General features: G+C 38.1%; 20 protein-coding genes. 11 read left to right on the forward strand and 9 right to left on the reverse strand.

All coding sequences use genetic code 11. The annotated features are described in order from the left end of the window. The 4 genes from atpC (at window position 1) to ACYVFA_RS03080 (ending at window position 3,483) form a co-directional block, all read left to right on the forward strand. Window positions 1–243: an ATP synthase F1 subunit epsilon gene (gene atpC / locus ACYVFA_RS03065; protein ID WP_116983117.1), complete on the forward strand. Its 243-nt coding sequence runs from the start codon at window positions 1–3 to the stop codon at window positions 241–243. Window positions 244–498: 255 nt separating this feature from the next. Continuing rightward, on the forward strand, window positions 499–1,488 hold the full coding sequence (gene moaA, locus ACYVFA_RS03070) for a GTP 3',8-cyclase MoaA (RefSeq protein ID WP_460470322.1): 990 nt from the start codon (window positions 499–501) through the stop codon (window positions 1,486–1,488). 69 nt (window positions 1,489–1,557) lie between these two features. Next, entirely contained in the window at window positions 1,558–2,001 is a 444-nt protein-coding gene (locus tag ACYVFA_RS03075) for a peptidylprolyl isomerase (RefSeq protein ID WP_460470323.1), read from the forward strand. A 105-nt stretch (window positions 2,002–2,106) separates the two neighbouring features. After that, window positions 2,107–3,483 (forward strand): protein-disulfide reductase DsbD family protein, encoded by a 1,377-nt coding sequence (locus tag ACYVFA_RS03080; RefSeq protein ID WP_460470324.1) that lies wholly within the window; start codon window positions 2,107–2,109, stop codon window positions 3,481–3,483. Here the strand turns inward: ACYVFA_RS03080 and aat are convergent. The 5 genes from aat to ACYVFA_RS03105 all read right to left on the reverse strand — a co-directional run bounded on the left by aat (window position 3,473) and on the right by ACYVFA_RS03105 (window position 9,321). After that, window positions 3,473–4,099 (reverse strand): leucyl/phenylalanyl-tRNA--protein transferase, encoded by a 627-nt coding sequence (aat, locus tag ACYVFA_RS03085; RefSeq protein WP_460470325.1) that lies wholly within the window; start codon window positions 4,097–4,099, stop codon window positions 3,473–3,475. The genes ACYVFA_RS03080 and aat overlap by 11 nt on opposite strands. A gap of 84 nt (window positions 4,100–4,183) precedes the next feature. Beyond that, a complete protein-coding gene (locus ACYVFA_RS03090; protein WP_460470326.1) occupies window positions 4,184–5,215 on the reverse strand; it encodes a toxin-antitoxin system YwqK family antitoxin in 1,032 nt (343 codons plus the stop codon). Window positions 5,216–5,397: 182 nt separating this feature from the next. Further along, the gene (locus ACYVFA_RS03095) at window positions 5,398–5,889 is read right to left on the reverse strand and encodes a DUF2911 domain-containing protein (protein WP_460470327.1); all 492 of its coding nucleotides are present in this window, start codon (window positions 5,887–5,889) and stop codon (window positions 5,398–5,400) included. A gap of 151 nt (window positions 5,890–6,040) precedes the next feature. Then, entirely contained in the window at window positions 6,041–6,778 is a 738-nt protein-coding gene (locus tag ACYVFA_RS03100) for an ABC transporter ATP-binding protein (RefSeq protein WP_460470328.1), read from the reverse strand. An 80-nt stretch (window positions 6,779–6,858) separates the two neighbouring features. After that, window positions 6,859–9,321, reverse strand: coding sequence for a tetratricopeptide repeat protein (locus ACYVFA_RS03105; RefSeq protein ID WP_460470329.1), 2,463 nt, complete (start codon window positions 9,319–9,321; stop codon window positions 6,859–6,861). A gap of 217 nt (window positions 9,322–9,538) precedes the next feature. On the opposite strand from ACYVFA_RS03105, the gene ACYVFA_RS03110 reads away from it, so the two are divergent. Both ACYVFA_RS03110 and ACYVFA_RS03115 read left to right on the forward strand, forming a co-directional pair. Next, the gene (locus tag ACYVFA_RS03110; RefSeq protein WP_460470330.1) at window positions 9,539–10,210 is read left to right on the forward strand and encodes a phosphatidylserine decarboxylase; all 672 of its coding nucleotides are present in this window, start codon (window positions 9,539–9,541) and stop codon (window positions 10,208–10,210) included. A gap of 25 nt (window positions 10,211–10,235) precedes the next feature. Next, on the forward strand, window positions 10,236–10,586 hold the full coding sequence (locus ACYVFA_RS03115; RefSeq protein ID WP_460470331.1) for a YraN family protein: 351 nt from the start codon (window positions 10,236–10,238) through the stop codon (window positions 10,584–10,586). On the opposite strand, the gene ruvB is transcribed toward ACYVFA_RS03115, so the two are convergent. Further along, window positions 10,583–11,608 (reverse strand): Holliday junction branch migration DNA helicase RuvB, encoded by a 1,026-nt coding sequence (gene ruvB / locus ACYVFA_RS03120; protein ID WP_460470332.1) that lies wholly within the window; start codon window positions 11,606–11,608, stop codon window positions 10,583–10,585. The genes ACYVFA_RS03115 and ruvB overlap by 4 nt on opposite strands. Window positions 11,609–11,789: 181 nt before the next feature. Beyond that, a complete protein-coding gene (locus ACYVFA_RS03125; protein WP_460470333.1) occupies window positions 11,790–14,474 on the reverse strand; it encodes a PKD domain-containing protein in 2,685 nt (894 codons plus the stop codon). Window positions 14,475–14,780: 306 nt separating this feature from the next. Between ACYVFA_RS03125 and ACYVFA_RS03130 the strand changes: the two genes are divergently transcribed. Beyond that, on the forward strand, window positions 14,781–15,827 hold the full coding sequence (locus tag ACYVFA_RS03130) for a PorP/SprF family type IX secretion system membrane protein (protein ID WP_460470334.1): 1,047 nt from the start codon (window positions 14,781–14,783) through the stop codon (window positions 15,825–15,827). A gap of 47 nt (window positions 15,828–15,874) precedes the next feature. Here ACYVFA_RS03130 and ACYVFA_RS03135 read toward each other — a convergent pair whose 3' ends face one another. Continuing rightward, window positions 15,875–17,098 (reverse strand): hypothetical protein, encoded by a 1,224-nt coding sequence (locus ACYVFA_RS03135; RefSeq protein WP_460470335.1) that lies wholly within the window; start codon window positions 17,096–17,098, stop codon window positions 15,875–15,877. 396 nt (window positions 17,099–17,494) lie between these two features. On the opposite strand from ACYVFA_RS03135, the gene ACYVFA_RS03140 reads away from it, so the two are divergent. The 3 genes from ACYVFA_RS03140 (at window position 17,495) to ACYVFA_RS03150 (ending at window position 23,440) form a co-directional block, all read left to right on the forward strand. Next, the gene (locus ACYVFA_RS03140; protein WP_460470336.1) at window positions 17,495–19,003 is read left to right on the forward strand and encodes an APC family permease; all 1,509 of its coding nucleotides are present in this window, start codon (window positions 17,495–17,497) and stop codon (window positions 19,001–19,003) included. Between the two features lie 149 nt (window positions 19,004–19,152). Then, a complete protein-coding gene (locus ACYVFA_RS03145; protein ID WP_460470337.1) occupies window positions 19,153–21,066 on the forward strand; it encodes a hypothetical protein in 1,914 nt (637 codons plus the stop codon). A gap of 4 nt (window positions 21,067–21,070) precedes the next feature. After that, window positions 21,071–23,440 carry a T9SS type A sorting domain-containing protein gene (locus ACYVFA_RS03150; protein ID WP_460470338.1) on the forward strand — a complete coding sequence of 790 codons (2,370 nt, stop codon included), beginning with the start codon at window positions 21,071–21,073 and terminating at the stop codon, window positions 23,438–23,440. Window positions 23,441–23,522: 82 nt separating this feature from the next. Here ACYVFA_RS03150 and ACYVFA_RS03155 read toward each other — a convergent pair whose 3' ends face one another. Then, entirely contained in the window at window positions 23,523–23,930 is a 408-nt protein-coding gene (locus ACYVFA_RS03155) for a small multi-drug export protein (protein ID WP_460470339.1), read from the reverse strand. A 180-nt stretch (window positions 23,931–24,110) separates the two neighbouring features. Between ACYVFA_RS03155 and ACYVFA_RS03160 the strand changes: the two genes are divergently transcribed. After that, window positions 24,111–24,971, forward strand: coding sequence for a DUF481 domain-containing protein (locus ACYVFA_RS03160; RefSeq protein WP_460470340.1), 861 nt, complete (start codon window positions 24,111–24,113; stop codon window positions 24,969–24,971). The last annotated feature ends 88 nt before the right edge of the window (window positions 24,972–25,059 follow it).

Here is a 25,059-nt window from a genome sequence, read left to right on the forward strand (position 1 = left end):
ATGAATTTAGAGATAATTACCCCCGATAAAAAAGTCTATACTGGCGAAGTAAACGCTGTTTCTTTCCCTGGTAGCGAAGGTCGTTTTCAGGTTTTGAAAGACCATGCTCCTATTGTCAGTACACTTGCCAAAGGTGATTTGGTGATCGAAGCAAATGGCAAAAAACAAACATTTGTTGTAGATGGTGGCGTGGTAGAAGTAGTAAAAAATAAAATTCTGGTACTTGCCGAGGCAGTAGCTTAATTTTCTTTATAATATTCAAAGAGGCGTGGACACCCATGCCTCTTTTGTTTTTTATAGGATTGTGAGTAATTTTAGGAAAAAAATTAGTGATTTAGTGAATGAGCGAATTAGTGATTATTTTTAATTGCGAATCATTAATGGTTAATAATTGTTTTATCTGTGTTTACTGTGCAAGATTCACTTTGTGAAGTGATTAATCATCGCAACGACCTAATCACTCATTCACTAAATTGTTCAATCACTCAATAGTTCATCATGCTCATAGACAATCATGGCAGGCCTATCAATTATCTGAGGTTAGCAGTTACAGACCGCTGTAATCTGCGATGCTTTTATTGTATGCCCGAAGAAGGCATTCAGTATCTGCCAAAGCCTCATTTATTGAGCTATGAAGAAATGATTAGATTAGTGAGCATTCTGGCCGAAATGGGTATCAGTAAAGTACGGATTACAGGAGGTGAGCCCTTCTTAAGAAGAGATATTATGCCTTTTCTCTGGAAACTATCAGAGATAGACGGGATTAATAAAATCAATATTACGACTAATGGGGTATTAACCGCTCCCTTAGTGCCAGAATTGAAAAAGCTGGGCGTAAACTCAGTAAATCTAAGTTTAGATTCTCTTGACCGCCAACGTTTCTATGAAATTACTCGCCGGGATGAATTTCCGAAAGTATGGGAAACATTAGAGACGCTCTTAGCGCATGATATTCCTGTAAAAATTAATACAGTAGTCATGTCCGGTAAAAATGACGAAGATATTCTATCAATGGTAGAGCTGGCAAGAGATCAGAATGTATCCGTAAGGTTTATTGAAGAAATGCCTTTTAATGGCGCAGGTCTTCGCCCTGACCAGATTCAGAATTTCTGGAGTTATGGACGGATAATGGATTTAATCCGTTCAGATTATTCTGAAATCTATCGTTTACAAGACGAGCCTAATTCTACCTCTTATAATTACCAGATTCCGGGCTTTAAGGGGAGCATTGGCGTTATTGCTGCTTTCAGCCGCACTTTTTGTGGCACCTGTAATCGTATCAGGGTAACGCCTACTGGTGTTTTCAAAACCTGTTTGTATGATGATGGTGTTTTTAATATCCGAGATATGATGCGTCAGAAACTTTCTGATGAGCAAATTAAGTTATTAATTAGCGAAGCACTTCAAAGCCGTGCTTTGGATGGCTTTGAGGCCGAAAGAAACCGTAAAAATCTGGTTTCAGAGTCTATGACAACCATAGGTGGTTAGAATATTCGAAAAAATTTATTCCATATAATTCTTAAATTTCAAACGGGTCGCCGTAACGAAAACAAACACATGTTAAAAGCTGAAATGATTACCGATAAGGGAACAATGCTTATCGAATTCTACGAACAAGATGCACCTATCGCAGTCAATAATTTTGTAACACTTGCTAAAAAAGGATTCTACGATGGTTTGAAATTCCACCGCGTAATTCCTGATTTCATGATTCAGGGAGGAGACCCAACCGGAACAGGCGCAGGTGGCCCTGGCTATACTATTGAGTGTGAATTAACCGGAAATAATCAATATCACGACAAAGGCGTGCTTTCAATGGCACACAGAGGCCGTAATACAGGTGGTTCGCAGTTCTTTATCTGCCACAACCGCTCTAACACCGCTCACCTTGACCGTAACCATACTTGTTTCGGAAAAGTTGTAGAAGGTCTTGATGTGGTTGACGCGATCCGTCAGGGAGATAAAATTCAAAAAATCAACATCACTGAAACAGAGGCATAATATTTGTAAAAGTTTTGTTAAAAGCTGCCTGAGATGAAATTTTTCAGGCAGTTTTTTGTTTAATTAGAACAACGGGGTTTTTCATACCCAACAACAAACTACTCTATGCAAGAAAGTAATACATTGATTGGATTTCTACTCACTGCGTTCTTAGCAGGCTTCGCCTCTATCTTCATGCCTTGTATTTATCCGATCATGCCTATGACGGTTAGTTTCTTTACGAAACAATCGCAAGGTACCAGCAAAGCTACATTCTATGGTTTATCTATTATGTTTGTCTTTGCGTTGATAGGGTTGGTTGCTACACTTTTCGGTGCACCATTCCTTAATTTCATCAGTACACACTGGATTCCCAATCTTATATTTTTCGTCATTTTCATCATCTTTGGTATTTCTTTGTTAGGAGCGTTTGAAATTGTGCTGCCACATAATATGGTGAATAATATTGATAGAATGTCTGAAAAGGGTGGGCTATTAGGTATCTTTTTCATGGCACTTACATTGGTAGTAGTTTCTTTCTCTTGCACAGCCCCATTTGTAGGTTCTTTATTAATTCTGGCAGCGAAAGGTGAAGTATGGAGACCACTTTGGGGTATGCTAGCTTTTGGGCTACCATTTGCGGCTGTTTTTACTTCATTAGCGATGTTTCCACAATGGTTGAAAAGTCTGCCGAAATCAGGTGGTTGGATGAATGAGATGAAAGCCGTTTTTGGAATTCTGGAGTTTGCTCTGGCTTTAAAGTTTTTGAGTAATATTGATTTAACCTATCACTTCAACCTTATTTCGCGTAATCTTTTCTTAGGTATCTGGATTATTATTTTTGCAGCAATTGGTTTGTATATATTAGGTGTTATCCGCTTGCCAAAAGACAATAAGGTTACTAAATATAGTGTGCAGAGAGTTGTTTTTGCGCTTATCTTTTTTGCCTTTACAGCTTATATGGCTTCGGGCTTTATCAAAGGTCAGGAACTAAGCCTTTTATCGGGTTTATTGCCTCCTAAGACTTTGAATACTGCCGTGGCAGATGGTTCTAAGCTTCGTGCCCTTCCGCACGATTTACAGGGCTTTTATGACTATGACGATGCCCTGGCTTATGCCAAAGAAGTAAATAAACCTATATTCATTGATTTCACCGGTTATGCTTGTGCCAATTGCCGGAAGATGGAAGAGAATGTATGGCCAAAACCAGAGGTACTTGAAAGGCTTAAAAATGAGTTTGTGATTGCCTCTCTGTATGTAGATGATAAAAAGGCATTACCAAAAGAAAAACAGTATACTTCTAAATACGATGACGAGTTGAAAGAAACCATCGGCGATAAAAACATGGACTTAGAGATTACCAAGTATAACAACAATGCACAACCCTATTATGTGATTGAAGATACTAATGGTAAGCTGATTGTGAAACAAGCTATTGGTTATAGCTCAAAAGAAGACTTTGTTAAATTTCTGGACGAGGGGATTAATAACTTCAAGAAGTAAGAGGAGTAAACAAATGTTCAACTTCTAATTCGGTAAACCTTGCCTTGTGGCTGATAGCTTTTTTAAGCTTCCGCATATAGTCTGCCTTGCTGATTTCTATGGCTCCAAAACGGCGTACGTTATCGTTGATGAACTGAGTATCCAATAACTCAAACTTTTGTTTTCTGAGCAATTCCATCAGGTAATTGAACGCTATTTTGGAGGCATTCGGCTCTGTATAAAACATCGATTCACCAAAAAACGCTGCGCCTATAGATACACCGTATAATCCTCCAACCAAACGGTCATCCAGATAGGCCTCTACGCTATGCGCAAAGCCAATCTGATGCAGACTTGTATAGGCATCTATAATTTCATCTGAAATCCAGGTATCCTCAGAGTCTCTGCGTGGTTGAGAGCACGCTTCCATTACTCCCCGGAAATCATGATTAATACGTATCTCGAATAGATTTTTATTAATAACCGGCCGGAGTGATTTGGGTGGTTTATAAGTGTCTATCGGTATAATAGCACGTGGGTCAGGAGAGTACCAATAGAGCGTACCATCAGAATCGGCCATCGGGAAAATTCCATTGATATACCCATAAATCAAATCATCAGCGGATAGTGTAGTCATTTGGTTGTTAGCAAGAACACTAACAAAGATAAGAAAAAATTTGAGAAAAACTATAAAAATCCACCTTTTCTTCTGCAAGAATCCTTAGTTTTTCTTCACTTTTGGCGACTCAAAAATCATCTTCCCGCGCTCATCATATTCTCTGATAGTATAGGCTTCAAAGGCAGTATCAAAGCAGTCTTTGCCATATTGTACTTCTTTTTTACGACGGTTTCCGGTAGGATAATACTCTACCCATTGGCCTACTCTCACGCTATCATCCATCATTCCCTGCTCTGCCAATGTTCCACTTTCATTAAATAAGAAGTATTCACCCGTCACCTTATCAAAATTTCTAGGAAGCACTTCTTTAATTTTCTTTTGTGATTCATCATAATAAGTGATACTAGCATCACGAGAAAAACCTTTATCGTAATATTCTTTATTCAGTAGATTGTAATTTTTATCATATACTTCCCAGCGACCGTGTTTCGTACCCATATAGTACCATCCTTCTTCTACTAATAAATCGCCTAAATATTTCTTGAAAGGCCCGTGCATCAGGTCATTTTTTTCTTTATCTCTTCCAATCCCCTCTACAATCCTATTTGCTTTGTGGTCGTACCAATATAAACGGCGGCTATATAAATCAGGTTGTTTGTATTCTCTTAATGTATAAAACTCGCTATAAGTCATTCGGCTGCCACTTCCCTGGCGAAGCACTTGTTTTTCTACTTTCAAACCCTCATAATCGCGCCCATTAAATTCTTTCTTCATGCTTTTCAACTCCTTCTTTAGCTTCTTGAAGTTCTTTGAGATTTTCAGACCTAAATCAGGCAAAGTTTCAGTAGCAAATTTCTTGGCATCTTCCGGGTTCGAAACACTTAGATTAGGAGAAGCTAATGAACCGTCTTTGGAGCCCAAGGCAGAGGAGGAAACACCACCAGAAGCGGAAGCACCTGCTGATAGCTTAGGGCCACCACTTACCTGAACAGCATCTTTTATAATATCTTTCGCCTTTCTTTTTTTTGCAGTCGGAACCGAACTCGGAACAGTACTTGGGCTCGTTGTTTGTGCCACAGCATCAAGGCCACTAATAATGCCTGCACTTAATATGATAATGGGTAGAACTCTCATTTTTTGATAAACGCCATTTTACTTCTAAACTTAAACGACCGGAGTTGAAAAAAATTTTAACTATACCCATTTTTTGGGATATGTCTGTAAAAATAACACGTTTCATGCCAGATTCCCTCAAAAATAAACAAAAAAAGCAGAAGCACATGCCTCTGCTTTTTATCACTACACTTACCTAAACCCTAAAACTCCATGGGAACACTCACTTGAGTGGTATCCCAGGCGATGGTTAAAACCTTATCATCAGTAGTGATTGTTAGCTTTTCAACCGGAGTCGACAATGTTTTGGTAGGTACTGTTACTTCCGCTACGTTTTTGTCTTTGATTTTTTCGTAACCATAAGCACCCCATTGTTTCAACTCACTGTTTAATATGATTGTCCACTCTTTCTCTCCTAATTTAGAGAAAAGTGTATAAGTACCTGCTTTTACTGCTTTGCCACCAAATTTAACGTCTTTGGCAAATGTAATTTCTGTTGCTTCATCTGCACCTGTTCTCCACACTGTTCCAAATTTTTCTAAGCCTCCAAAAATTACACGTCCTTTCTTTGATGGTTGTCCATAACTTACTTTCACGTTTTTACTTTCAGCTGTCACATGTGGACTTGCCTTTTGAGCAAAAACTAATGAAGTAATCGAAAATAAGAATGAGAGTAGTAATACTGTTTTTTTCATAGTAAAAAGTTAAATTAGTTATGGTATTTGATATATGATTGATTAACGAAAAAATATGACATTTAGTTTATACTCCTCTGGAATTAAAATTATTTATCCGGAAAGCCTAGTCCCTACTTTGTCTGTTTTTCACAAAAGCTATTTCTTGTGTTTATTCTTTGGTCTTTTCGGCAAACATTTTTGCCATTTCTCTCGGATTGGTCGGCGTAGCATTAATTTTATCCGATTCAACCAGACCATCTCTTAAACGAACAATTCTATGAGAATATCTGGCAATATCTTCTTCGTGTGTTACCATCACAATCGTATTACCCTTTGAATATAGCTGGTCGAACAGCTCCATGATTTCGTAAGAAGTCCTGGTATCAAGGTTACCAGTCGGCTCATCGGCTAATAAGATACTCGGGTCGTTCACCAGTGCTCTGGCAATAGCCACACGTTGGCGCTGACCACCGGATAATTCATTCGGTTTATGATGTGCTCTGGTTTCAAGTCCAACGCTTTTGAGTATACTCATGGCCTTTTCGGTGCGTTGAGATTTGGTATAACCTGCGTAAATCAAAGGCAAGGCCACATTCTCTAAAGCAGATTGACGAGGCAAAAGGTTGAATGTCTGAAACACAAAACCAATTTCTTTATTTCTTACCTCCGCAAGCTCGTTCTCACTCATACGGCTCACATCATTATTATTTAATACATATCGCCCACCTGTCGGAGAATCCAGACAACCGATGATGTTCATGAGTGTAGACTTTCCAGAACCTGATGGTCCCATGAATGCGACATATTCTCCTTTATCGACTGAAATGGTAACTGACTTTAGGGCATCAATTATTTCGCTACCCATAATGTAGCGTTTAGAAATATTGGTAGTCTCAATTATTTTCATTAGATACTATGAATGAGTGAGTACGTGAGTGCATGGAGTATTTAGGTGCTACCCCACTATTTCAATTCAAATATATTTCATCATTCAAAACCAACCTTGTTTTTTTCCATCAATGCTTTTTGGGCTTGATAGGTGGAAAGAAACGCTTGATAATCGGTAGCGCTTGTCAGTAAACGGAGTTTCTCCAACCCATCTTCTGCATAGTTGTCTACGCCTATTTTTAAAGATTGCAGCACATATAACTTCCATAATTCTGCACTATTATCATTTACCTCCAAGGCATTAAAAACAAGTTTATACGCATCATTGGGCTTATTGAGTTTTGTATTGTAAAACTCAATGGTCTTGCTGATAATAATTGGATTCAGCGGACTGTTTTTTAATGCCTTATCAAAATCAGCTTTGGTTTTAGCATTTTTCAATAGTTCTTCTGCCTGAGCCTGTTGGTATTCAGGTATACTAACCACGTAATCCTGTTTTTGTAAAATATCTACCGATGCCTTATCTCCGGCTCTCGTCAGATGCACGATGGCTTTATCGAATACGCCTTGTTGCAGATACCACATTCCCACTACCTGGTTATACAATTGTTTTTTCTTAGTTGAATCATTAGCCAGAACTGTCAATTGTTTAATACCTTCTATCGTATTCTCTCTATAATAATTCTGCGAAGCAATGGCAAACGCTAAATCTTCATAAAAACTCTGGTTAATCTCTTTCTGTTGAATTTTCTGTAAATCTTTACCTGAAAACGGCGCTTTCGCAGAAGCCACTGTAGTAAGATTATAAATTAAAGCAAATTGACTTACGTTTAATGCGGAATCATTTCCTAGCTTTAATGTAGAAGTACTTATATCCTTTTTCTCTTGAGCCGAGGCCGATTGGTTAGCCAATAGGCTAAGAGAAGTATTTTCATTTTTTAGGCTATCTCCTTTACCATATTTTAAACGAAAAGCTAATAAATTGGCATCAGCCAAATCACAATCTATACAATTCTCCTTTGCTTTGTTAAGATAATAAAAAGTTGAATCCGTTACTTTGGTTTTTTCATATAACCATGCCAGATTAGTTAATAATTGCTGATTCTCCGGGAATTTCCGAACACCCTCCTGCATTGTAAACAGGGCATCAAAAAACATATCTTTCTCCTGCAAGACTTTGCTCAGTCCTGCATAGGCATAAGGACTTGGAGTCTTCTCTAAAGCATTTTTCAGAAAAGCCCCCATATTATCTTTATCATTCGCTTCCATTGCCAAGGTAGCCAGCGCATAATTTGATTTATGATTTCTTATATCGTTATGTGTGGCTTCTTTATAAAAGGTTTCAGCATAGGCTAAATCACCGCTAGCTTTGTAGAAATCGGCAATGGTATTATAATAGCCCGCTGTTGCCTGATAATAGGCATAAAAGTTTTTTAAAGAAAGCAAGGCAACAATACCCACCAATGCACCTAAACGAAACAGAGAAAGCTCTAAAAATTGTGGTCTGTACAGGATTCTATGAATAGGCAAACCTTTCTGCATGGCTTGTATAAAGTTAAGCACCACATACATAAAAAAGGCAATACCCACTACCAGATGAGCTGTGATAATAAAACTTTCGACGGCATCTATCAATGGGTCATTTCCGGTAGCATAGGCCAGGCTGATAGTTGCAGAAGCGATAATAGCCAAACCAAAATATAACCAGGCACCGATAGTTCTGAAATTAAAATGTGCTGATTCGTCCGTAGCCTCTCTGAAACCCCAGACACCTAAAACCGTTGAAATCACAAATAATACAATCGGGCTTATCGCAAGAATATTCCAGTCGATATACTTATGTCTTTCTAAATAAATCAGTAAAATATTAAGCAGATAGATTGACGAAACAATAATGAATTGATTCAAGGAGCTTTTCCCTCTGATACCCGAATTGGAAACTATCCAAACTAAAGAAGCAACAATCTCATGGGAGATTAATAAAATAAATAATACAGTAAAAACAACGGCAGACAATAACCCATAAGAAGCCACTGCTAAGAACGGATGGCTGATTTTAGAGAAATACTGAATGATACCTCCGGCTAGAATTGTCATTATCAAAAAACCTGTAAACCTTTTAGTAAAGCTGGCTTTAACTGCATAATTATTAAAGTAAAAAGCTAATCCGGCAAATCCGGCAAACGCCACCAGAAAACCAGCCTGATTTGTCAGGTTAAAAACATTTTCTATTCTGAAAGTGACAAACACGGCCGCTAAAGCTACCATTCCACCTAAAAACCAATAACGTGGCAAAGCAGAGAAGGCTGCAAGTAATAGATTAAGCCCTAGAATAAAGAAGGCCAAAAATATATAGGTTGCCACCGTATTGGTTTGCATGAGAGAAGCCAGAAAGCGCTCTTTCACCAAATAGGCATTGCCGTTAATCGTATATTTTAGTTCACCATCTGAAAAGCTATTGGTAACAGTAGGTATCTCATCTAACTCACTCAGCACATCCCAATGGATCACATTATTCAGGCCACGATACCAGTATAGACCCAATAAAGCTAGTGAAAGCAATAAGACAGTTAAAAAACAAACGCATATCAATTTTTCTGTTTTAGACCAATTTTGCCAAAAAAACAAACGATACATAGAGGTTTAGAAAGTTTTCCACGTGAAACACCCACTTATCCACAGGTTATTCACATGGCATGATAAATATTTGAGCCGTGAAGATAACGCAAAATCTTTGCGTTGATTATATTTGTGCTTCTAAAAAACCAGCAGACTGACAATGACATTACACAAAGAGGGTACAGGAACCATTTCTCTAACAATTATCGGCTTAGTGATTCTTAACGGATTAGTAAGATACTTTTTACCAGACAATGCTCTTGTGCATAATATCCTTATTGGAGTTAGCATTGTTTTTCTGATTATTATTCTTCAGTTTTTCCGCAAACCTACACGCCGGACAACCATTAACTCTAAACACGTAATTGCCCCTGCCGATGGCAAAGTGGTAGTGATTGAAGAAGTAGTTGAGACCGAATACTTTAAGGGCCCACGCCGCCAGGTTTCTATTTTTATGTCGCCTATTAATGTGCATATCAATTTCAATCCTATTTCAGGTGTTGTTTCTTACTTTAAATATCATGCCGGAAAATATCTGGTGGCATGGCATCCGAAATCAAGCACGGATAATGAAAGAACAACTATCGTAGTAAAACATGATAATGGTACAGAGGTACTTTTCCGCCAGATAGCCGGAGCATTAGCTCGTCGCTTGTGCTGGTATGTAAAAGAAGGACAAAAAGTAGAACAAGGTACTGAATTTGGTTTTATCAAATTCGGCTCGAGAATTGATATTTTCTTGCCACTTGATGCTAAGATATTGGTTAATATCGATGATCGTCCTGTAGGCGGTGAGACTGTAATTGCTGAGCTTGCCGGACAATATAAATAAAACCTCTTTTTAATTCTGCTGACCCATGGCGCAACACAATGAGACCGGAAATAAAGCAGAAGAAATGGCGGCAACCTTTCTACAAAAGGAAGGGTATATGATTCTGGACAGAAACTATGTATTTGGCAAAGGAGAAATAGATATTATTGCCCAGAAAGACAACTGGTTGATTTTTGTAGAAGTAAGAGCCCGAACCGAAGTTATATATGGTTTCCCGGAACAGACCATTTCAAAAGCCAAAGCCAGTCTTATCATGAAAACAGCCGAAAACTATGTGTATCAGAAAGACTGGCGTGGCAAAATACGTTTTGATATTATAGCGATTATTGTCGGAGAAAATTTTGAAATCCGACAATTTGAAGATGTGTTCTTCTAAAACAACTCTCCCATTCTATACTTCGGCAGAATATTCAAATGTTTGTAGGCTTTTTCAGTAGCTTCTCTTCCACGTGAGGTACGTTTCAGATAGCCTTCCTGAATCAGGAATGGTTCGTAAACCTCCTCAATTGTTTCAGCCTCCTCTCCTACTGCCGTGGCAATGGTTGATAAGCCAACGGGGCCACCTTTAAATTTCTCAATGATAGTTTGCAGAATACGGTTGTCCATATCATCCAATCCATCGTGGTCAACATCCAGCGCCGTTAAAGCTATTTCTGCAATTTCAATCGTAATTTTCCCATTCCCTTTTACCTGTGCAAAATCGCGGGTACGTCTGAGCAGATTATTGGCAATACGTGGTGTCCCGCGGCTTCGGCGTGCGATTTCAAACGCACCCTCGTCTGTAATCGGTGTATTGAGTATATACGAAGAGCGTTTGACAATTTTAGAAAGCAACTCAGCATCGTAATATTCCAAACGGGAGTTGATACCAAAGCGGGCACGAAGCGGAGAGGTCAATAAACCTGCACGAGTAGTTGCACCAATCAAAGTAAATGGGTTAAGGGTAATCTGCACACTTCTAGCATTTGGCCCTGAATCCAGCATAATATCTATCTTATAGTCTTCCATAGCCGAGTAGAGATATTCTTCTACTATCGGATTCAGGCGATGGATTTCATCAATGAATAGTACATCAAAAGGCTCAAGGTTAGTCAGTAAGCCAGCCAGATCGCTGGGTTTGTCTAAAACAGGACCTGAGGTTATTTTGATATTGGTGCCTAGCTCGTTAGAGATAATCAAAGAGAGCGTAGTTTTACCTAAGCCCGGCGGACCATGTAACAGTACATGGTCAAGGGCTTCTTTTCTTTGCTTAGCAGCTAAAACAAAGATTTTTAAATTTTCAAGAATTTTATCCTGTCCTGTAAAATCATCAAACGAAAGAGGTCTTAATGCTTTTTCTATTTCTTTTTCTACAGGCGAAAGCGCTTCCTTATCTCCTTTTATATAATCTTGTCGCATGAAATCTGTGAGAAACCTCTCTTTTTATTTATCAAATATACAATTTTTCTGCTGGTTTCTACACAAAACCCTTTTAAATGATCGTGTAAAAGGGTAATCAGCTAAATTCAATCATTAGCTAATTACCCTTTCAAAGATATAAACAGAGAAGAATATACCTGATGTGTTTTTTGAAGAATTTCTATTTCACCAGTAGAATGCCCCCCGTCTTGGTTATTTTCGGTCGGTATGGAAAATAGAGACTTTTATAACTTACTGTAAAGGCATAAAGCATCGGTGCCATCATTTTGCCTTTATAGGTACCATCCCAAAGTCTATCGGGTTCTAGCGATTCAAAGATAATCTCACCCCAACGGTTGAAAATCTTCAAATCAAATTCTGTGATAAACTCATTAGGTAATTCAAACTTATCATTAATTCCATCACCATTAGGTGTAAAAATTTCCGGCACAAATACCTGTGGTTCACAACCTTCTTTTACTAATGTCGTATCAGACGTAGCACAGAATACATTTCCACTTCTTGAAACAAACTTATTCGCAACCTGAACACTATATCTTGCCAAGGCACTTACGGTGATAGTTGGAGTGGTTTCAGACGTTGGTCTCCAAAGGTATTGAGGATCATAGGTTCTTTGGGCTTTCGGGTCTAAAACCATAGTAGCTCCCTTAAGTACACAAACAAAAGCAGAATCCGGAAGATTGATTATTGGAAGCGGCTTAATATAAACCGTATCTGTTACTACAAATGTATTACATTTCTCTTTGAGCGAATTTCCTAAAACCTGAGTAAGAATAGGGATATTTAAATTTTTACTAATGAAGGTTTCAGAGAATACATCTACAGTCATTTTAATGATGTATCTACCCTCCTTTTCGTAGGTATGAGACGTTTCGGTTCCTTTTCCGGTTGCGCCATCACCAAAATCCCAGGCTACCTCACTTTTCATAGGGCTACATATCCCCTGAGTTTTAAAGATCGTTGGTTGCCCTTGACACGTACCTTCAAAGGTTGCACTTAGTTTTTCACCTTCCTGTATTTGTTTGGCATGTACTACATTCGGAAAACCAAAATGGCTTGTCCCTAATACGTCGGCTCCGAACCCATCTTTAATAGGCACATACCCTACCAGAGCGGCACCACCCACTACTTCGGGTTGTGAGATATAAGGAATCAGGTCACTACCATCTATAGCCATATAGATGGCTCCGCCCCCACCTGCATTGGTTGGCCCCATCTGTAAAGCTCCATAAGCATTCGTTGCCGACTCATCAATCTTAAATTTATTGGCATTAATAGCAACCGGATCTTTCAGATTCAGATTCAGTTGATACAAATACGATTTTATATTTTTAGAGGGATCTCCTCTTAATGTCGTATAAAGTTTCTCTCCATCCTGCGAAAACTCCAGCCCATATACCATCGGTGGCGCTTCCGTTTTTAAATCTATAGTCAGGCTCAATTTCAATTCTCCCGTTTCACCGTCTATATCATAGACCTCGATGTAGTTTTTTCCATCTTTTACTATTGCCATTGCCAGCTTATCACCACCCGGTGATATACGCATATAGCCTGTTGTATCTGATGGAACCATTCCTAAAGTCTGAATTTTCTCGGTTGCACCAGTGGAGTCAACTTTCAGTACTCTGAACTCATTGGTTTTACTATCGTGGGTGTAAACAAAGAAACCTGATTCGTCCTGTGTTTTCTTCGCCGTAATCTGCTGACTTGTGGTAAGGCTTACAGGAATGTTTTTTTCTACTACTGCTCCTTTCCCATTGTCTCGCCGTAAATCAACGATACTATAAGACAACAAACCAGTATCTTTATTTAGTGTATATACGTAATACAAATGATGGGGACACTCATTACAAGAACTCTTTGGAATAATAAGCGACGATTGCGTAGAGGTATTTGTCCCACCCAGATCGCTACTGGTTAAAGGCGCAACAAAGGCCAGCGGTTTGTCGTCACTACCATATATTTTTATACCATCTGTATAAAACACTAAACTTCCCTTAGGGCCATAAACCATTGCTACTCCTTCAGGAGAATCGATAGGGTTGCTTTTAGTAGACTCTACAGGAATATAGACTGGATCTTCTTCTTCAGGATCTTCAAAAAGGTCTCCTGAATTAGCTAATGTATCAGGCGGAAGAGCATTTGATGGGTTCAACCCAAATTCGAGGGTAGCCCCTGTACCAAAATACCATTTCTCACTTCCACCGCTATTGGTCTGTTGCAAACAGAATTTCACATTGATTTTGGCTGTCCGTGAACATTGGCCTGAGGCATCAAAAACTTCTACCGAATAACAACCTGCTGAATCAACATCTATTGTTGGTGTTGTCTGGCCTTTCGGAAACCAAAGATATGTAACGCCTGCTGGTGCTGGCGCCCCGCCTTTTAATGGGTCATAAGGATTCAACGTCAGCGTCTTACCATCACAAACGGTTGTATCCGCACTGGTTTTCTTGAAAAACTTAGGTTGAGCTGGTGGTTGGCTAATCGTAACGGTCTGAGAAACCGGCGCCTGTACAACGTTTTTTACTGTACGTGTGAGTGTAACGGTATATGTACCAACTTGCGCATAAGTATGCTGTGGATTACGGATAGCAGCCGTAGCGCTACCATCACCAAAATCCCATAGCCAGGCGGTTGCATCCTTATTTGTATCAAAAAAAACTGTCGGCTCACTACAGTCCGCACTCTGAGCTTGTCCGGTTCCACCTGGAGGGGTAGAAGGGACGCTAATACATTTTTTACCACCTATATAGAAATCCTGACAAAAGGAAAAATAAGAAGTAAAGGATAATGTGGCCGCAATAAAAAAAATCCTTAGATTAGTACCAATACCACCCCACATAGTTCGTTAAATATAATAAATACTAACTTATTAAAAATAAACCGAATTTTTAGATTTTGCTTCTAAAAATTTTAACGAGATACAAAACTGAATTATTTGAAATACCTCCTTAAACATTTCGTTTCAGGTGAACTATCGACATTTCTTGGTTCATATACACCAAAAACCATATATATAACGTTTTGTTGTAGACAAATACTTTGAAAACCTGTATCTTCGTAGAAAAACCCTTTCGTAAAAACTAAAACGTGCTTTGGAATGAAATTTGCTATAGAAATACATCATTATATCCTATAAGAATAGGCAATGGAAAAACTTTATTTACGAATTGTCCTTTTGTGTACCGTTTGCTTTAGTAGCCTTGCACAAGATCCCCAGTTTTCGCAATTTTATGCGGCCCCTCTATACCAGAATCCTGCCTTTGCAGGTGGTGCCTATGCACCCAGACTGATTGCTAACTATCGTAATCAATGGCCTTCAATTAATGCCAACTATATTACAACTTCATTTTCATTAGATCATTATATCGAAAAACTTAATAGTGGAGTTGGTCTTCTTGTTACCAGCGACTCTCAGGGTCCGGGCAGATTAAAAAGTACTAAAGTTGGTGCTATTTATGCTTATCAGTTGAAAATTAATGAAGAAAACTTTCTTCGTCTGGGTATCCAGGGAAGCTATGCCAATACAAGCCTCAATCTGTTAGGGCTTACTTATGGTGACCAATATACCAATTCTGGATACACGGGTAACCCTTCAAATGACCCGTTAGCAGATAAAGATAATATTCGCCCCATTCAATATGTAGATTTTAGTGCTGGGGCACTATTCTATAATAGTAAAACATGGTTAGGTTTGGCAGCACATCATGTCAACCAACCCGCTTTTACATTTCTAACTACTTCTGGTAGCACCCCTTCTTTTTTACCGATGCAATTAAGTGTGAGTGGGGGGCTGAAAATACCTTTAAATAATCCTTATTCAAATGCTGGCAACTCAGAGAGAGAGTTTTCAGTATCTCCTGCTTTTCTCTATAAAAGACAAGGCAAATTCGACCAGTTAGATTTAGGGTTTTATACAACTTATTCTCCCATTACCTTGGGCCTGTGGTATAGAGGTATCCCGATTAAGAAAAAAGACATTAATGTTACCAACAATGATGCTGTTGTATTTTTGGTGGGCGTCCGTCAGGATAATTTCTCAATTGGGTATAGCTACGATTTTACTATTTCAGGTTTAGGTATTTCGACTGGTGGCTCGCATGAGATTTCGATTGCATATCATTTTGATCCTATCGAAACCAAAAGAACAAGAAACAGAAGAAACAAGAAAGAGCTATCGTGCCCTAAGTTCTGATAATAATTTAATAAGATATAAAGGAAGCCTGATAAAATATCAGGCTTTTATTGTTTCAGATGATTCACCAAAGTATCGGCCAGAATCTGATGTCCTTTTGGGGTAATATGAAAATCAAGACTGTAATAGCAATCCTCACAATTGATGAATTTCGATGTATCTATTATATCTATGTTCTTTAGTTGTTGCGCATCTACTAATTCTTTTAATTGCACGTAGAAATCACTTGAGGTGGCGAATAAACCTAATTCAAAAACAATAATTTTCTTGTCAGGGTGTTCAGCCTGTAATCTTTGAAGAATTTTAAAGAAATCTTCTGCTGAGGTATTCTTTACAACTGCCTGAGCTTTCGGCTTATCCACATTTTTCTTCGCCATTAAGTCTGCAATTGTATAAAGAATCTTTTTGGCAAATAATGAATAAGTATACCTGAACGGATAATAGTGTAAAACTAATTCATTATAAATCTGGGCATTTCTATAATCCTTTTCGGGTCTTTTATTCAATTGAAAGTTATTATCTACAAAAGCTTTATTCTCATTATCGTCATTATTACAATATTGTAGCACGATGTATTTGCAGGAATCCAGATCGAATCTTTTCAGGAATAATGATTCCCTGGCAGTTCCGTAAGAAGGCACACCGATATTAAGAGTTTTCTTATTTAAGGCCTTTTCTACTCTGCTCGAAAATGTTTCGTCCTGATTGGCGCCAATGCCTGTAGTAAAAGAATCACCGATAAAAACTATTTCCGGCTTGGTCAATGATTGCTCATCGTCTCTTGCACCTTTTGAATTAATATTATATTCATTATCAAAGTTGATATGCTTAAAGGTAAACTTACTTGGCTCGAAAGTATAGAAAAGTTCATCATCATATCGGCTACCGGTTTCGAAGTATTGCACAGACCCCATATCTGAACCTACGTTACGGGCAATGTCTGAAGCATAGCCAGCGATCGGACTTAAGATTTTTTGTAGAGTAGGGTATTTGGATATCTTCTCAACCCGCTCTTTGAGTGGATAAGCGTAAGGCATAAATACACGAACGAATGTTTCAAAGCAAATACCTACAATTAAGAATTTAATAGGTTTAACGTTAATGATTCTGGCAAAGTAGTATCCCAATACGAGTATAGAGGCCGATTTTAGAAATAATAGCGTATAAATGCCAAAGTAAGAATTGATAAATAATGTTTCACGAAATAGGCTGATGCTAAATAATAAGACTCCCACCAGGAACCCCACCCAGTTCATTTGCTTTTTGGTCATGCGTATCTAGTAGTTTTGTTGTATTTATTGGTATAGCTATATTGAAATGAATAAAAGGGTAATATTAAGCCAAACCCATGAGATAGTATACGTATAACCAATTAAAATACTATAAATTTTATTTAAGGTAAAGTTTTTCGGCAAACAGAGCTTTGATTGATACCTCGCACCAATAAAAAAACAGGTGATATCAGTTAGTTTTTGAAGAAGAAATAATAGATTAACCCGTTAAATAATATTTCCAGACAGGTAATATACGTACAGGATTTTTGAAGTAAAAAGCCAAAAAATAAAAGAATATTTCGTTTTTTGATTAAATGGTTTGGTAAATCAAGGCTTTTTTGCAGTATATTGCAATATAATTCGAAAACAAACCAAAAACAACTCTAAAAACGTATGGAAAAAAGTATTTGGCGTAAGAAGCCAATGTCTGCTTATGAGGCAGATATTAAAAACAACCAACTAAAACGGGTAATGGGTAAGTGGAGTCTTACCGCTATCGGGATTGGTGGTATTATCGGGGGTGGTATCTTTGTATTGACAGGTACTGCTGCTCACTACCATGCCGGTCCGGCCTTGGCACTTTCATTCATTATAGCAGGTATCGGTTGCGTATTTGCTGCTCTTTGTTATTCTGAATTTGCCTCTATGCTTCCTGTTGAGGGTTCGGCTTATGCCTATGCCTATGGCACCATCGGCGAGCTTTTCGCCTGGATTATCGGTTGGGGTTTGATTCTCGAATATGCTATGGGTGCCATGACCGTTGCCGTAAGCTGGTCGGGTTATTTCAATAAACTTGTCCATCTATTTGGGATAGATATTCCTTTCCATCTAAGAAACGACCCTTGGTCGGCGGCTTCTTATGCACAAGCAAATGGGCTTGATGCGCCTTCTTTTGCACTTAATTTACCTGCATTCATTATCACATGGGTAGTAACCTGGATTCTGGTAAAAGGTATCAAAGAAGCTGCTAACACCAATAACCTGATTGTAATTTTAAAAGTAGCCGCTGTTATTTTCGTAATTCTTGTAGGGGCTTTCTTTATTAATTATGATAACTGGAAACCATTTATTCCTGAGCCAACATTAGTTACTCACGAAGATGGTATTGCCAAAGAAGCCTACGGCTGGAAGGGTATCTTCAGTGGTGCTGCCGCTATTTTCTTCGCTTATATTGGGTTCGACGTAGTTTCAACCTCTGCAGGTGAGGCCATTAATCCTAAAAAAGACATACCATTTGCGATTATCTCTTCTTTATTAATCTGTACTATTCTTTATATCCTTGTCTCATTGGTATTGACAGGGATGATTAATTATAAAGATATTACTGGTGATGCATTAAAAGCACCTGTGGCAATGGCTTTTGACAAAGTTGGTCAGCCGTGGGCGGTGTTTATTATTACAGCAGCTGCAACAGCAGGTTTGATTTCTGTAATGTTGGTGATGATGTTAGGCCAGACCCGCGTGTTCTTAGGAATGGCGAAAGATGGTTTATTGCCTAATTTCTTCAAAGAAGTACACCCAACATGGCAGACACCTTGGAAAAGTACATTTTTAGTAGGTTTAGTCGTTTCGCTTGTAGCATCTTTTACACCAATCGGTATTTTGAGTGATATGACTAGCTTTGGTACTTTGTTTGCCTTTGCTATGGTTTGTCTGGCAGTATTGATTTTACGTTTCAGAGAACCGAATCGTGATCGTCCGTTCAAAACACCTTTGGTTAATATCATCGGGCCATTAGGTATCATTACTAACTTTGCTTTGATGGCTCTATTGGATAGCAAAGCACAAAAATTCGCTATTGGCTGGATGTTGCTTGGCTTTATCGTTTACTTCATTTATAGCCGAAATAAAAGCAAATTAAACGATTATAACGAAAACAGAAATAATTCACCTAAGCTATAAATTAGCTTTTGTCAATAAAGAGAGCTTTCAACCAATGGTTGAAAGCTTTTTTTTTTAGGCTTCTGTATCTACCTTTGTCACTTTGGTTTCTCTTTACCCTCTCGTGCATAATTATTGTCCTTTCAATAGGTTTGACTCATTAAAGTATAATGGCAAAATTTCTGAAGTGGGAAATCCACAGTTTCTGGTTAAAGTTTTTCTATGTTCTATTTCTGATTATTTTAGTATTTCCTTATTACAGGATTTATGAAAACCCAGAGGGCGGTATTGATAACTCATGGCGCATTGCACTTGAATTAGCCAAAGCCAAAAACATGATTTTCGGGCAGGATATAATTTATACTTATGGGCCTTTGGGCTCATTAACCCAAAGATTTGCCATTACGAGCACGCCCTTCGAGTTTTTCTTATTCGACCTTTTCTTCTTTATCAATATTGGTATTTTACTCTTTCTGTTATTACCAAAGCCATTAAAGCTATACCAGTTACTCGCTCATTTTGTGGTGTTCTTTTTTGTGTCTTCGATGTACGGGGAGTGGGTACATTTTTTATTATTCTATTCGTCTATATTTATGGGGGTCAGGTTTCTGCAAGTCAAAAACCATTGGTTTCTCTCTTATGCTATTCTGATCGGTATCATTACTTTTTTTGTTAAGGCCAATTATGGTATCATCGGTTTAGGTTTTGTAGCCGTGCTCACTATCTATTCATTCTTTACTGAGCGTCTTACGCTCAAGGAGTTTTTATTATATCTTATTAGTAGTGCTATTGTTTTATGGTTATTGGCTATTTTACTCGAAACCGACCTATTACAATATTTCTATTCAAGTATTAAGGTAATTAGTGGATATAACGAAGCACAGTCGCTCTTCCCTGATAGTCGTTTACGCCTGGTCATTGCTGCTTTTACTATCTGGGGCTTGTTGGTAGGATTAGGTGGCTTATATGCTATCAGAAACCTTATTCAGTATAAGAAATTAAGTTTACCATTGGTCGATAACATTTTTGTATGGGGTTGTAGTGTTGTCATTGCTTTTATCCTGCTTAAATACGCTTTTGTTCGGGCTGATGACGGACATATTACAGCCTTTGTTAAATTGGCTAATCTGCCTTTATTACTCTTGCCATTCTTTGCTACACATCAATTGCTTAAGACTGGTGGTTGGGTATTAATTACCTTGAATATTATCTCTTATTTGATTTTCTATCAGCCAATTTTTGGTAAGGTTACCTTTTCAATTCCTGATAACCTGCGGACAAAAACTTATATTTTCCCTCAATATTTCAAGGACATTTTCTACAAACCCGATTATAAATACAAAACTACCTATCCAGCTGATGTACTTAGCACGATAGGCCATAAAAGTGTTGATATTATTCCGAACGAAATTTCGGAGATTTATTTTAACAGACTTAACTATAATCCCCGCCCGACACTTCAATCGTATCAGGCTTATAATCAATATCTGGACGACAAGAATCGCGAGAAATACCTGTCGGCCACCGCCCCTGACTTTGTAGTATATGGTGTGGAAAGCACAGATAATAAATATGCCTGGGGCGATGAAACCCAAACACTTCTGGCGCTTCTGCAGCGTTATAAACCTGTAAAGATCTGGGGAAACCGATTATTGTTAGAAAAGCAACCGAAAACCAAAATCCTGAAACAAATTAAAAGGGAAGCCGTAAAATTAAGTTTTGGACAGGATTATAACATTCCGGTTGATACTTCGGTTAATACTATCAGGGTATTAAAAATAAAAACTTCAGCTACCTGGTTTGGTAAATTATTAAATTTGTTTTTTCAGCCTTCACATTTTGCTGTCACAATTACAACGGAAGACGGAAAAATGGCGTCTTACAATAGTGTATCTATTTTATTAGAAAAGGGGCTGATTATTAACTCCAGAATAGAGAATGTTCAGGACGTGAAGCAATTCTTTGAATCTAAGTCCTTGAAAGATAAGGCCATCAAAACTATCAATATACAGGAAATTGTCAGAGGCCGTGCTGGGTTTAAGAGTGAATTTGAGTTGGAACAAGTGTTTTACGAAATGAAATAAATTTATGAACAGACTTTCACATTACTTTTCTTTACTTGTTTTTTTATTGTTCAATCTATCGGTTTCTTCGTTTGCACAGACTGCTCCTGACAGATATATTGTTCATGGTGTTTTGAATCTGGAAGCGACCAATACACATGGTATAAGTGCCATGAATAAAATGGTTGGTGCTGGGTGTAATGCCGTAGCGCTAACTGTGATGTGGGATAGAATCTACCCCAAAGCTGATTCTAAAGGAGATTGGTCTCAGATTGATAATCAGATAAACCACGTCATCAACAACCTCAAAGTAAAATTAGTTATTCGTATCCACCTGGGTCGTCATATTGCCTTCACGCCGGGTTTCTGGGCATTAGAAGAAGCTGTGGCAGATTTTAAAGGAAAACCCTTGACCTACTACTACGATAATGATCATTTCAGTTTCGCGCACCAACCCTCTATTGAAAAAGCGGCAGGCTTTGTAAAAGAAGTTTGCCAACGTTATAAATATCTTCAGACAAGTGGAAAGATACTTTATGTGTCGGTGGTTAATACGCCACAACAAGAGTTAGGCTATGCCTACGAAAATCAACAATATCCTAATCCTCCTTATTTTGCTGTTTTCGATCATTCTAAGTGGTCAATGCTTAAATGGAAAGACTGGGCTAAAACCAAGTACCAGACCATACGAACACTGAATAGCTACTGGGGTACCAACTATAAACAATTCTCAGAAGTAGAGCCTTATGTAAACCTGTTTAATACCAAAGACTCATTCAGAGGATTAAGGGGAAAAGACTGGTACTATTTCCGGCATCAGTTATTGAAAGGCCATGTCGACCAGATGATTGCCGCCGTCAAGTCAATTGATCAGAGCTTTCAGGTAGCTTGTGAGTTTGGTGGGATAGCCGATAATTTATCCTTATTAAGGAGTTCTTTTGCCTTTAAAGACCTGACAGAAAAAGCCGAGATTATCAAGACTTCTGTAGACCCTTTTCAGGCTGATTTAGTAATGAGTAATTTAAGACCCGGCCAGAAATTCTTTACAGAGATTGCTCACTTCGATCAGGCAACTCCTGAATCGCTAAGAAACTACGTAGACCGTGCGGTAGGCTTTGGTTGTGAGGTAATAGTGCTTTATGTAGATTATGACAACGGTAAAGATGTAGAGAAAATACTCCCGGCTGTATATGAAGGCGTTTACTGGAAAGATAAACCTAGCCCCCCAATCGTATATGCCGACTCTATGAAATACCGCCTTTCACAGTTAATTGATAATCGCGAGGCAGTAGTTGAAGACTGGCGAATACGCTCTGATAATGATCAGAAAAGAATCAAGATTATATATGATGAAGATTTAATACACGATAAACAGGTAATTGATAATCCACTGCCTGATATTACTGAGCCTGACCCCGGTCCGGGCACCAATCCAGATCCTGGTGGGCCTGTTGTAGTAAATCCTCCAGATCCTCCTAAACCTCCAGTTCAAGAAGGGCCTAATGAACTTCCAATCGAAAACATGAAAGACTACACCCAGCAGATTGTAGTCAATCAGCCTTTTGTTTTCAGAATACCTGAGAATCTTTACATCGACCCCGATGGATACATTGCCTATATTGAAATAACGGAAGCTCCTAAATGGGTTAATTTCAATAAGTTTGAATTTAGTTTTTATGGCAAAGCTCCTTCGCTCGGAAAAACAAAAATCAAACTCAAAATTTATGACAACAAAGGCGCAAGTCTGGAGTCACATATGTTTATTGAAAGTATACCTCCGGCTATTGACTTTGAGTTGATTAAGGCCGATTATTTTGACATACCGATTGAGGGCTGGGGTTTATTGACCAATAACAGAACCTTGTATCTGGAAGATTTGCCGAAGAGATTAAATGTGCTTGCCAGATGTAATTTAGATTCGGTAGATTTCCGTTTTAACCTTGATGGCCCTTATAAGTTTAAAAATATTTCTTCACGTACGCCTTATAATTTATTTGGTGAGGGTAGGGGACTGGAGTTTCCGGTAGGTACTTATACCCTGACAGCAAACGCTTTCCAGAAAGACACGCTGATTACTTTCAAGACCGTTACCTTTAACGTAAAATATTCAACTGACTCAACACAGAATATTATCAGTGACTGGGTTGTATATCCGAATCCGTTCGAGAATGTCTGTAATGTCAAATTGCCTTTAGAGGAAGATACTCATTCTCTTGAATTTGTGCTTTACACTTCTTCAGGTAAACGAATATTCATCAAGAATGATCAGGTAAAAATAGTAAATAGTGTTGCCTACATTGACCTCTCAATTCTTGACGTTGTGCCCGGAAGCTATATTCTGGAGGTTAATAAAACGGGCACAACCTTGAAACGAATAAGGGTGGTAAAGATTTAGAATTAATCTATAATATACTAAAAACGAAGCGAACGAATAAGTCTTTTATTCGTTCGCTTTCTTTATATACGCTGTGTACTGCTTAGAATAAAAAGTCTTTTGCATAATAGAGAAACAGGCTTTGAATGATACCCCAAACGCAAGCGCTTAAGAGCATATTCAACAAAATATCTCTCTTATGATATCTGAAAGCTAAAGCCAGAATAGCACCTCCGATCGGGCTAAAAAGGATAGGTGTCAGAAAAGAAATACCTATCAGGCCAAACCTTCTTCTTACCCTTACTGCCAAACGATTGGAGCGGGTAAATTTTTTCTTTTTCTTGGGTTCCCCCTTCTGAAAAAGTCTGGTAAAAAAGCTTTGAATGTAGTTTCCAAAGAATGTGACCAGAGCCACTGTAATCATCATCCCCACTACCGAACAAACGGCAGTTTCTATCCATGTAATTTTCAGGGCCAGGCCAGTTAAAGGCCCCCCGAAAAATTTTATCATGCTAGCAAAAATTACTGAAAGATATTTAGCCACTTCCATTGTCTGTCCTTATTTTCCTGATAACCACTAATCTTTTTTGTATGCATTCTCTATTAGCCTAAACACTTTAATTTCATGCTTGTTTAGCAAAATAGAAAAGATATTACAAATTTTACGAAATTTATAAATAACCAAACACCAATGAAACTAAAATTGCTAATCTTAATTTTTTCTTTATTTAGCGTAACCCTAAAAGCCCAGACTACCGACCCTGATACTCTTAAACCAGAAAACCTTCCTCCGGTTCAAATGTCGCCGGATAGTACGACTACTGAAGAAGAGCAGGAAGACGAAGAAGAGGAAAAAAAGGAAGATGAACCGCAGGATGATACACCAGCTAAATTCAAGTTCCGCCTATCAGCTGATGGGACTTATACCTCAGGTAATATCAATCGAGCCTTTATACAATTGGCATCCGGTATCGACTGGAATTTAAGCAAGGTTCTCAAATTCTCAAGCAGTCCGTCTTTTATCTATGGGCAGCAGAATAAGCAGTTAAATGAACGAGAGATTTTTACCGATTTCCGAACAACTGTCTTGCCCGAAAACCGATTGTATTATTTAGCCTTTGGGTCTTTTGAAAGAAGTAATCTCCGTAAAATAGGTAATCGCCTAATAGCAGCAGGGGGGCTCGGTTTCAAATTGATAGATAAAGGAATTTATTATCTGTCTGTTACGAATGTACTTCTTTATGAATGGACTGACTTTATTAATAATAAGGATCTTCCGGATAAAAACCTATGGCGTAACTCTACCAGGTTCTTTGGTGAGTATACACTAAATGAGGGTAAACTTTATATATCACATATCCTGTTTTTACAACCGGCTATCACAGAAAAAAACTTCCGCTGGAATGCTAATCTGAGTGTTCGTTATCAGATTACTAAGCGCACGGGTATCAGAAGTACTATTGAAGATTCGTATGAAAGTGTGGTAGTAACTGGCCGTAAAAACAATGATTTCCGTTGGACTTTTGGAGTGGTATTTGAGTTTAAGAAATAGATTTATTTAAAAAATTACTTTTAAAAAGTATTATACTTTTTTATAGAAAATAAAAGAAAAAAGCACCTTTGAATAAAGGTGCTTTTTT

This window comes from Emticicia fontis, assembly GCF_054779675.1.

Coding starts and splice junctions, on each gene's coding strand:
- atpC (WP_116983117.1), top strand. CDS start 1: ATGAATTTAGAGATAATTACCCCCGATAAAAAAGTCTATACTGGCGAA.
- moaA (WP_460470322.1), top strand. CDS start 499: ATGCTCATAGACAATCATGGCAGGCCTATCAATTATCTGAGGTTAGCA.
- ACYVFA_RS03075 (WP_460470323.1), top strand. CDS start 1,558: ATGTTAAAAGCTGAAATGATTACCGATAAGGGAACAATGCTTATCGAA.
- ACYVFA_RS03080 (WP_460470324.1), top strand. CDS start 2,107: ATGCAAGAAAGTAATACATTGATTGGATTTCTACTCACTGCGTTCTTA.
- aat (WP_460470325.1), bottom strand. CDS start 4,099: ATGACTACACTATCCGCTGATGATTTGATTTATGGGTATATCAATGGA.
- ACYVFA_RS03090 (WP_460470326.1), bottom strand. CDS start 5,215: ATGAGAGTTCTACCCATTATCATATTAAGTGCAGGCATTATTAGTGGC.
- ACYVFA_RS03095 (WP_460470327.1), bottom strand. CDS start 5,889: ATGAAAAAAACAGTATTACTACTCTCATTCTTATTTTCGATTACTTCA.
- ACYVFA_RS03100 (WP_460470328.1), bottom strand. CDS start 6,778: ATGAAAATAATTGAGACTACCAATATTTCTAAACGCTACATTATGGGT.
- ACYVFA_RS03110 (WP_460470330.1), top strand. CDS start 9,539: ATGACATTACACAAAGAGGGTACAGGAACCATTTCTCTAACAATTATC.
- ACYVFA_RS03115 (WP_460470331.1), top strand. CDS start 10,236: ATGGCGCAACACAATGAGACCGGAAATAAAGCAGAAGAAATGGCGGCA.
- ruvB (WP_460470332.1), bottom strand. CDS start 11,608: ATGCGACAAGATTATATAAAAGGAGATAAGGAAGCGCTTTCGCCTGTA.
- ACYVFA_RS03125 (WP_460470333.1), bottom strand. CDS start 14,474: ATGTGGGGTGGTATTGGTACTAATCTAAGGATTTTTTTTATTGCGGCC.
- ACYVFA_RS03130 (WP_460470334.1), top strand. CDS start 14,781: ATGGAAAAACTTTATTTACGAATTGTCCTTTTGTGTACCGTTTGCTTT.
- ACYVFA_RS03135 (WP_460470335.1), bottom strand. CDS start 17,098: ATGACCAAAAAGCAAATGAACTGGGTGGGGTTCCTGGTGGGAGTCTTA.
- ACYVFA_RS03140 (WP_460470336.1), top strand. CDS start 17,495: ATGGAAAAAAGTATTTGGCGTAAGAAGCCAATGTCTGCTTATGAGGCA.
- ACYVFA_RS03145 (WP_460470337.1), top strand. CDS start 19,153: ATGGCAAAATTTCTGAAGTGGGAAATCCACAGTTTCTGGTTAAAGTTT.
- ACYVFA_RS03150 (WP_460470338.1), top strand. CDS start 21,071: ATGAACAGACTTTCACATTACTTTTCTTTACTTGTTTTTTTATTGTTC.
- ACYVFA_RS03155 (WP_460470339.1), bottom strand. CDS start 23,930: ATGATAAAATTTTTCGGGGGGCCTTTAACTGGCCTGGCCCTGAAAATT.
- ACYVFA_RS03160 (WP_460470340.1), top strand. CDS start 24,111: ATGAAACTAAAATTGCTAATCTTAATTTTTTCTTTATTTAGCGTAACC.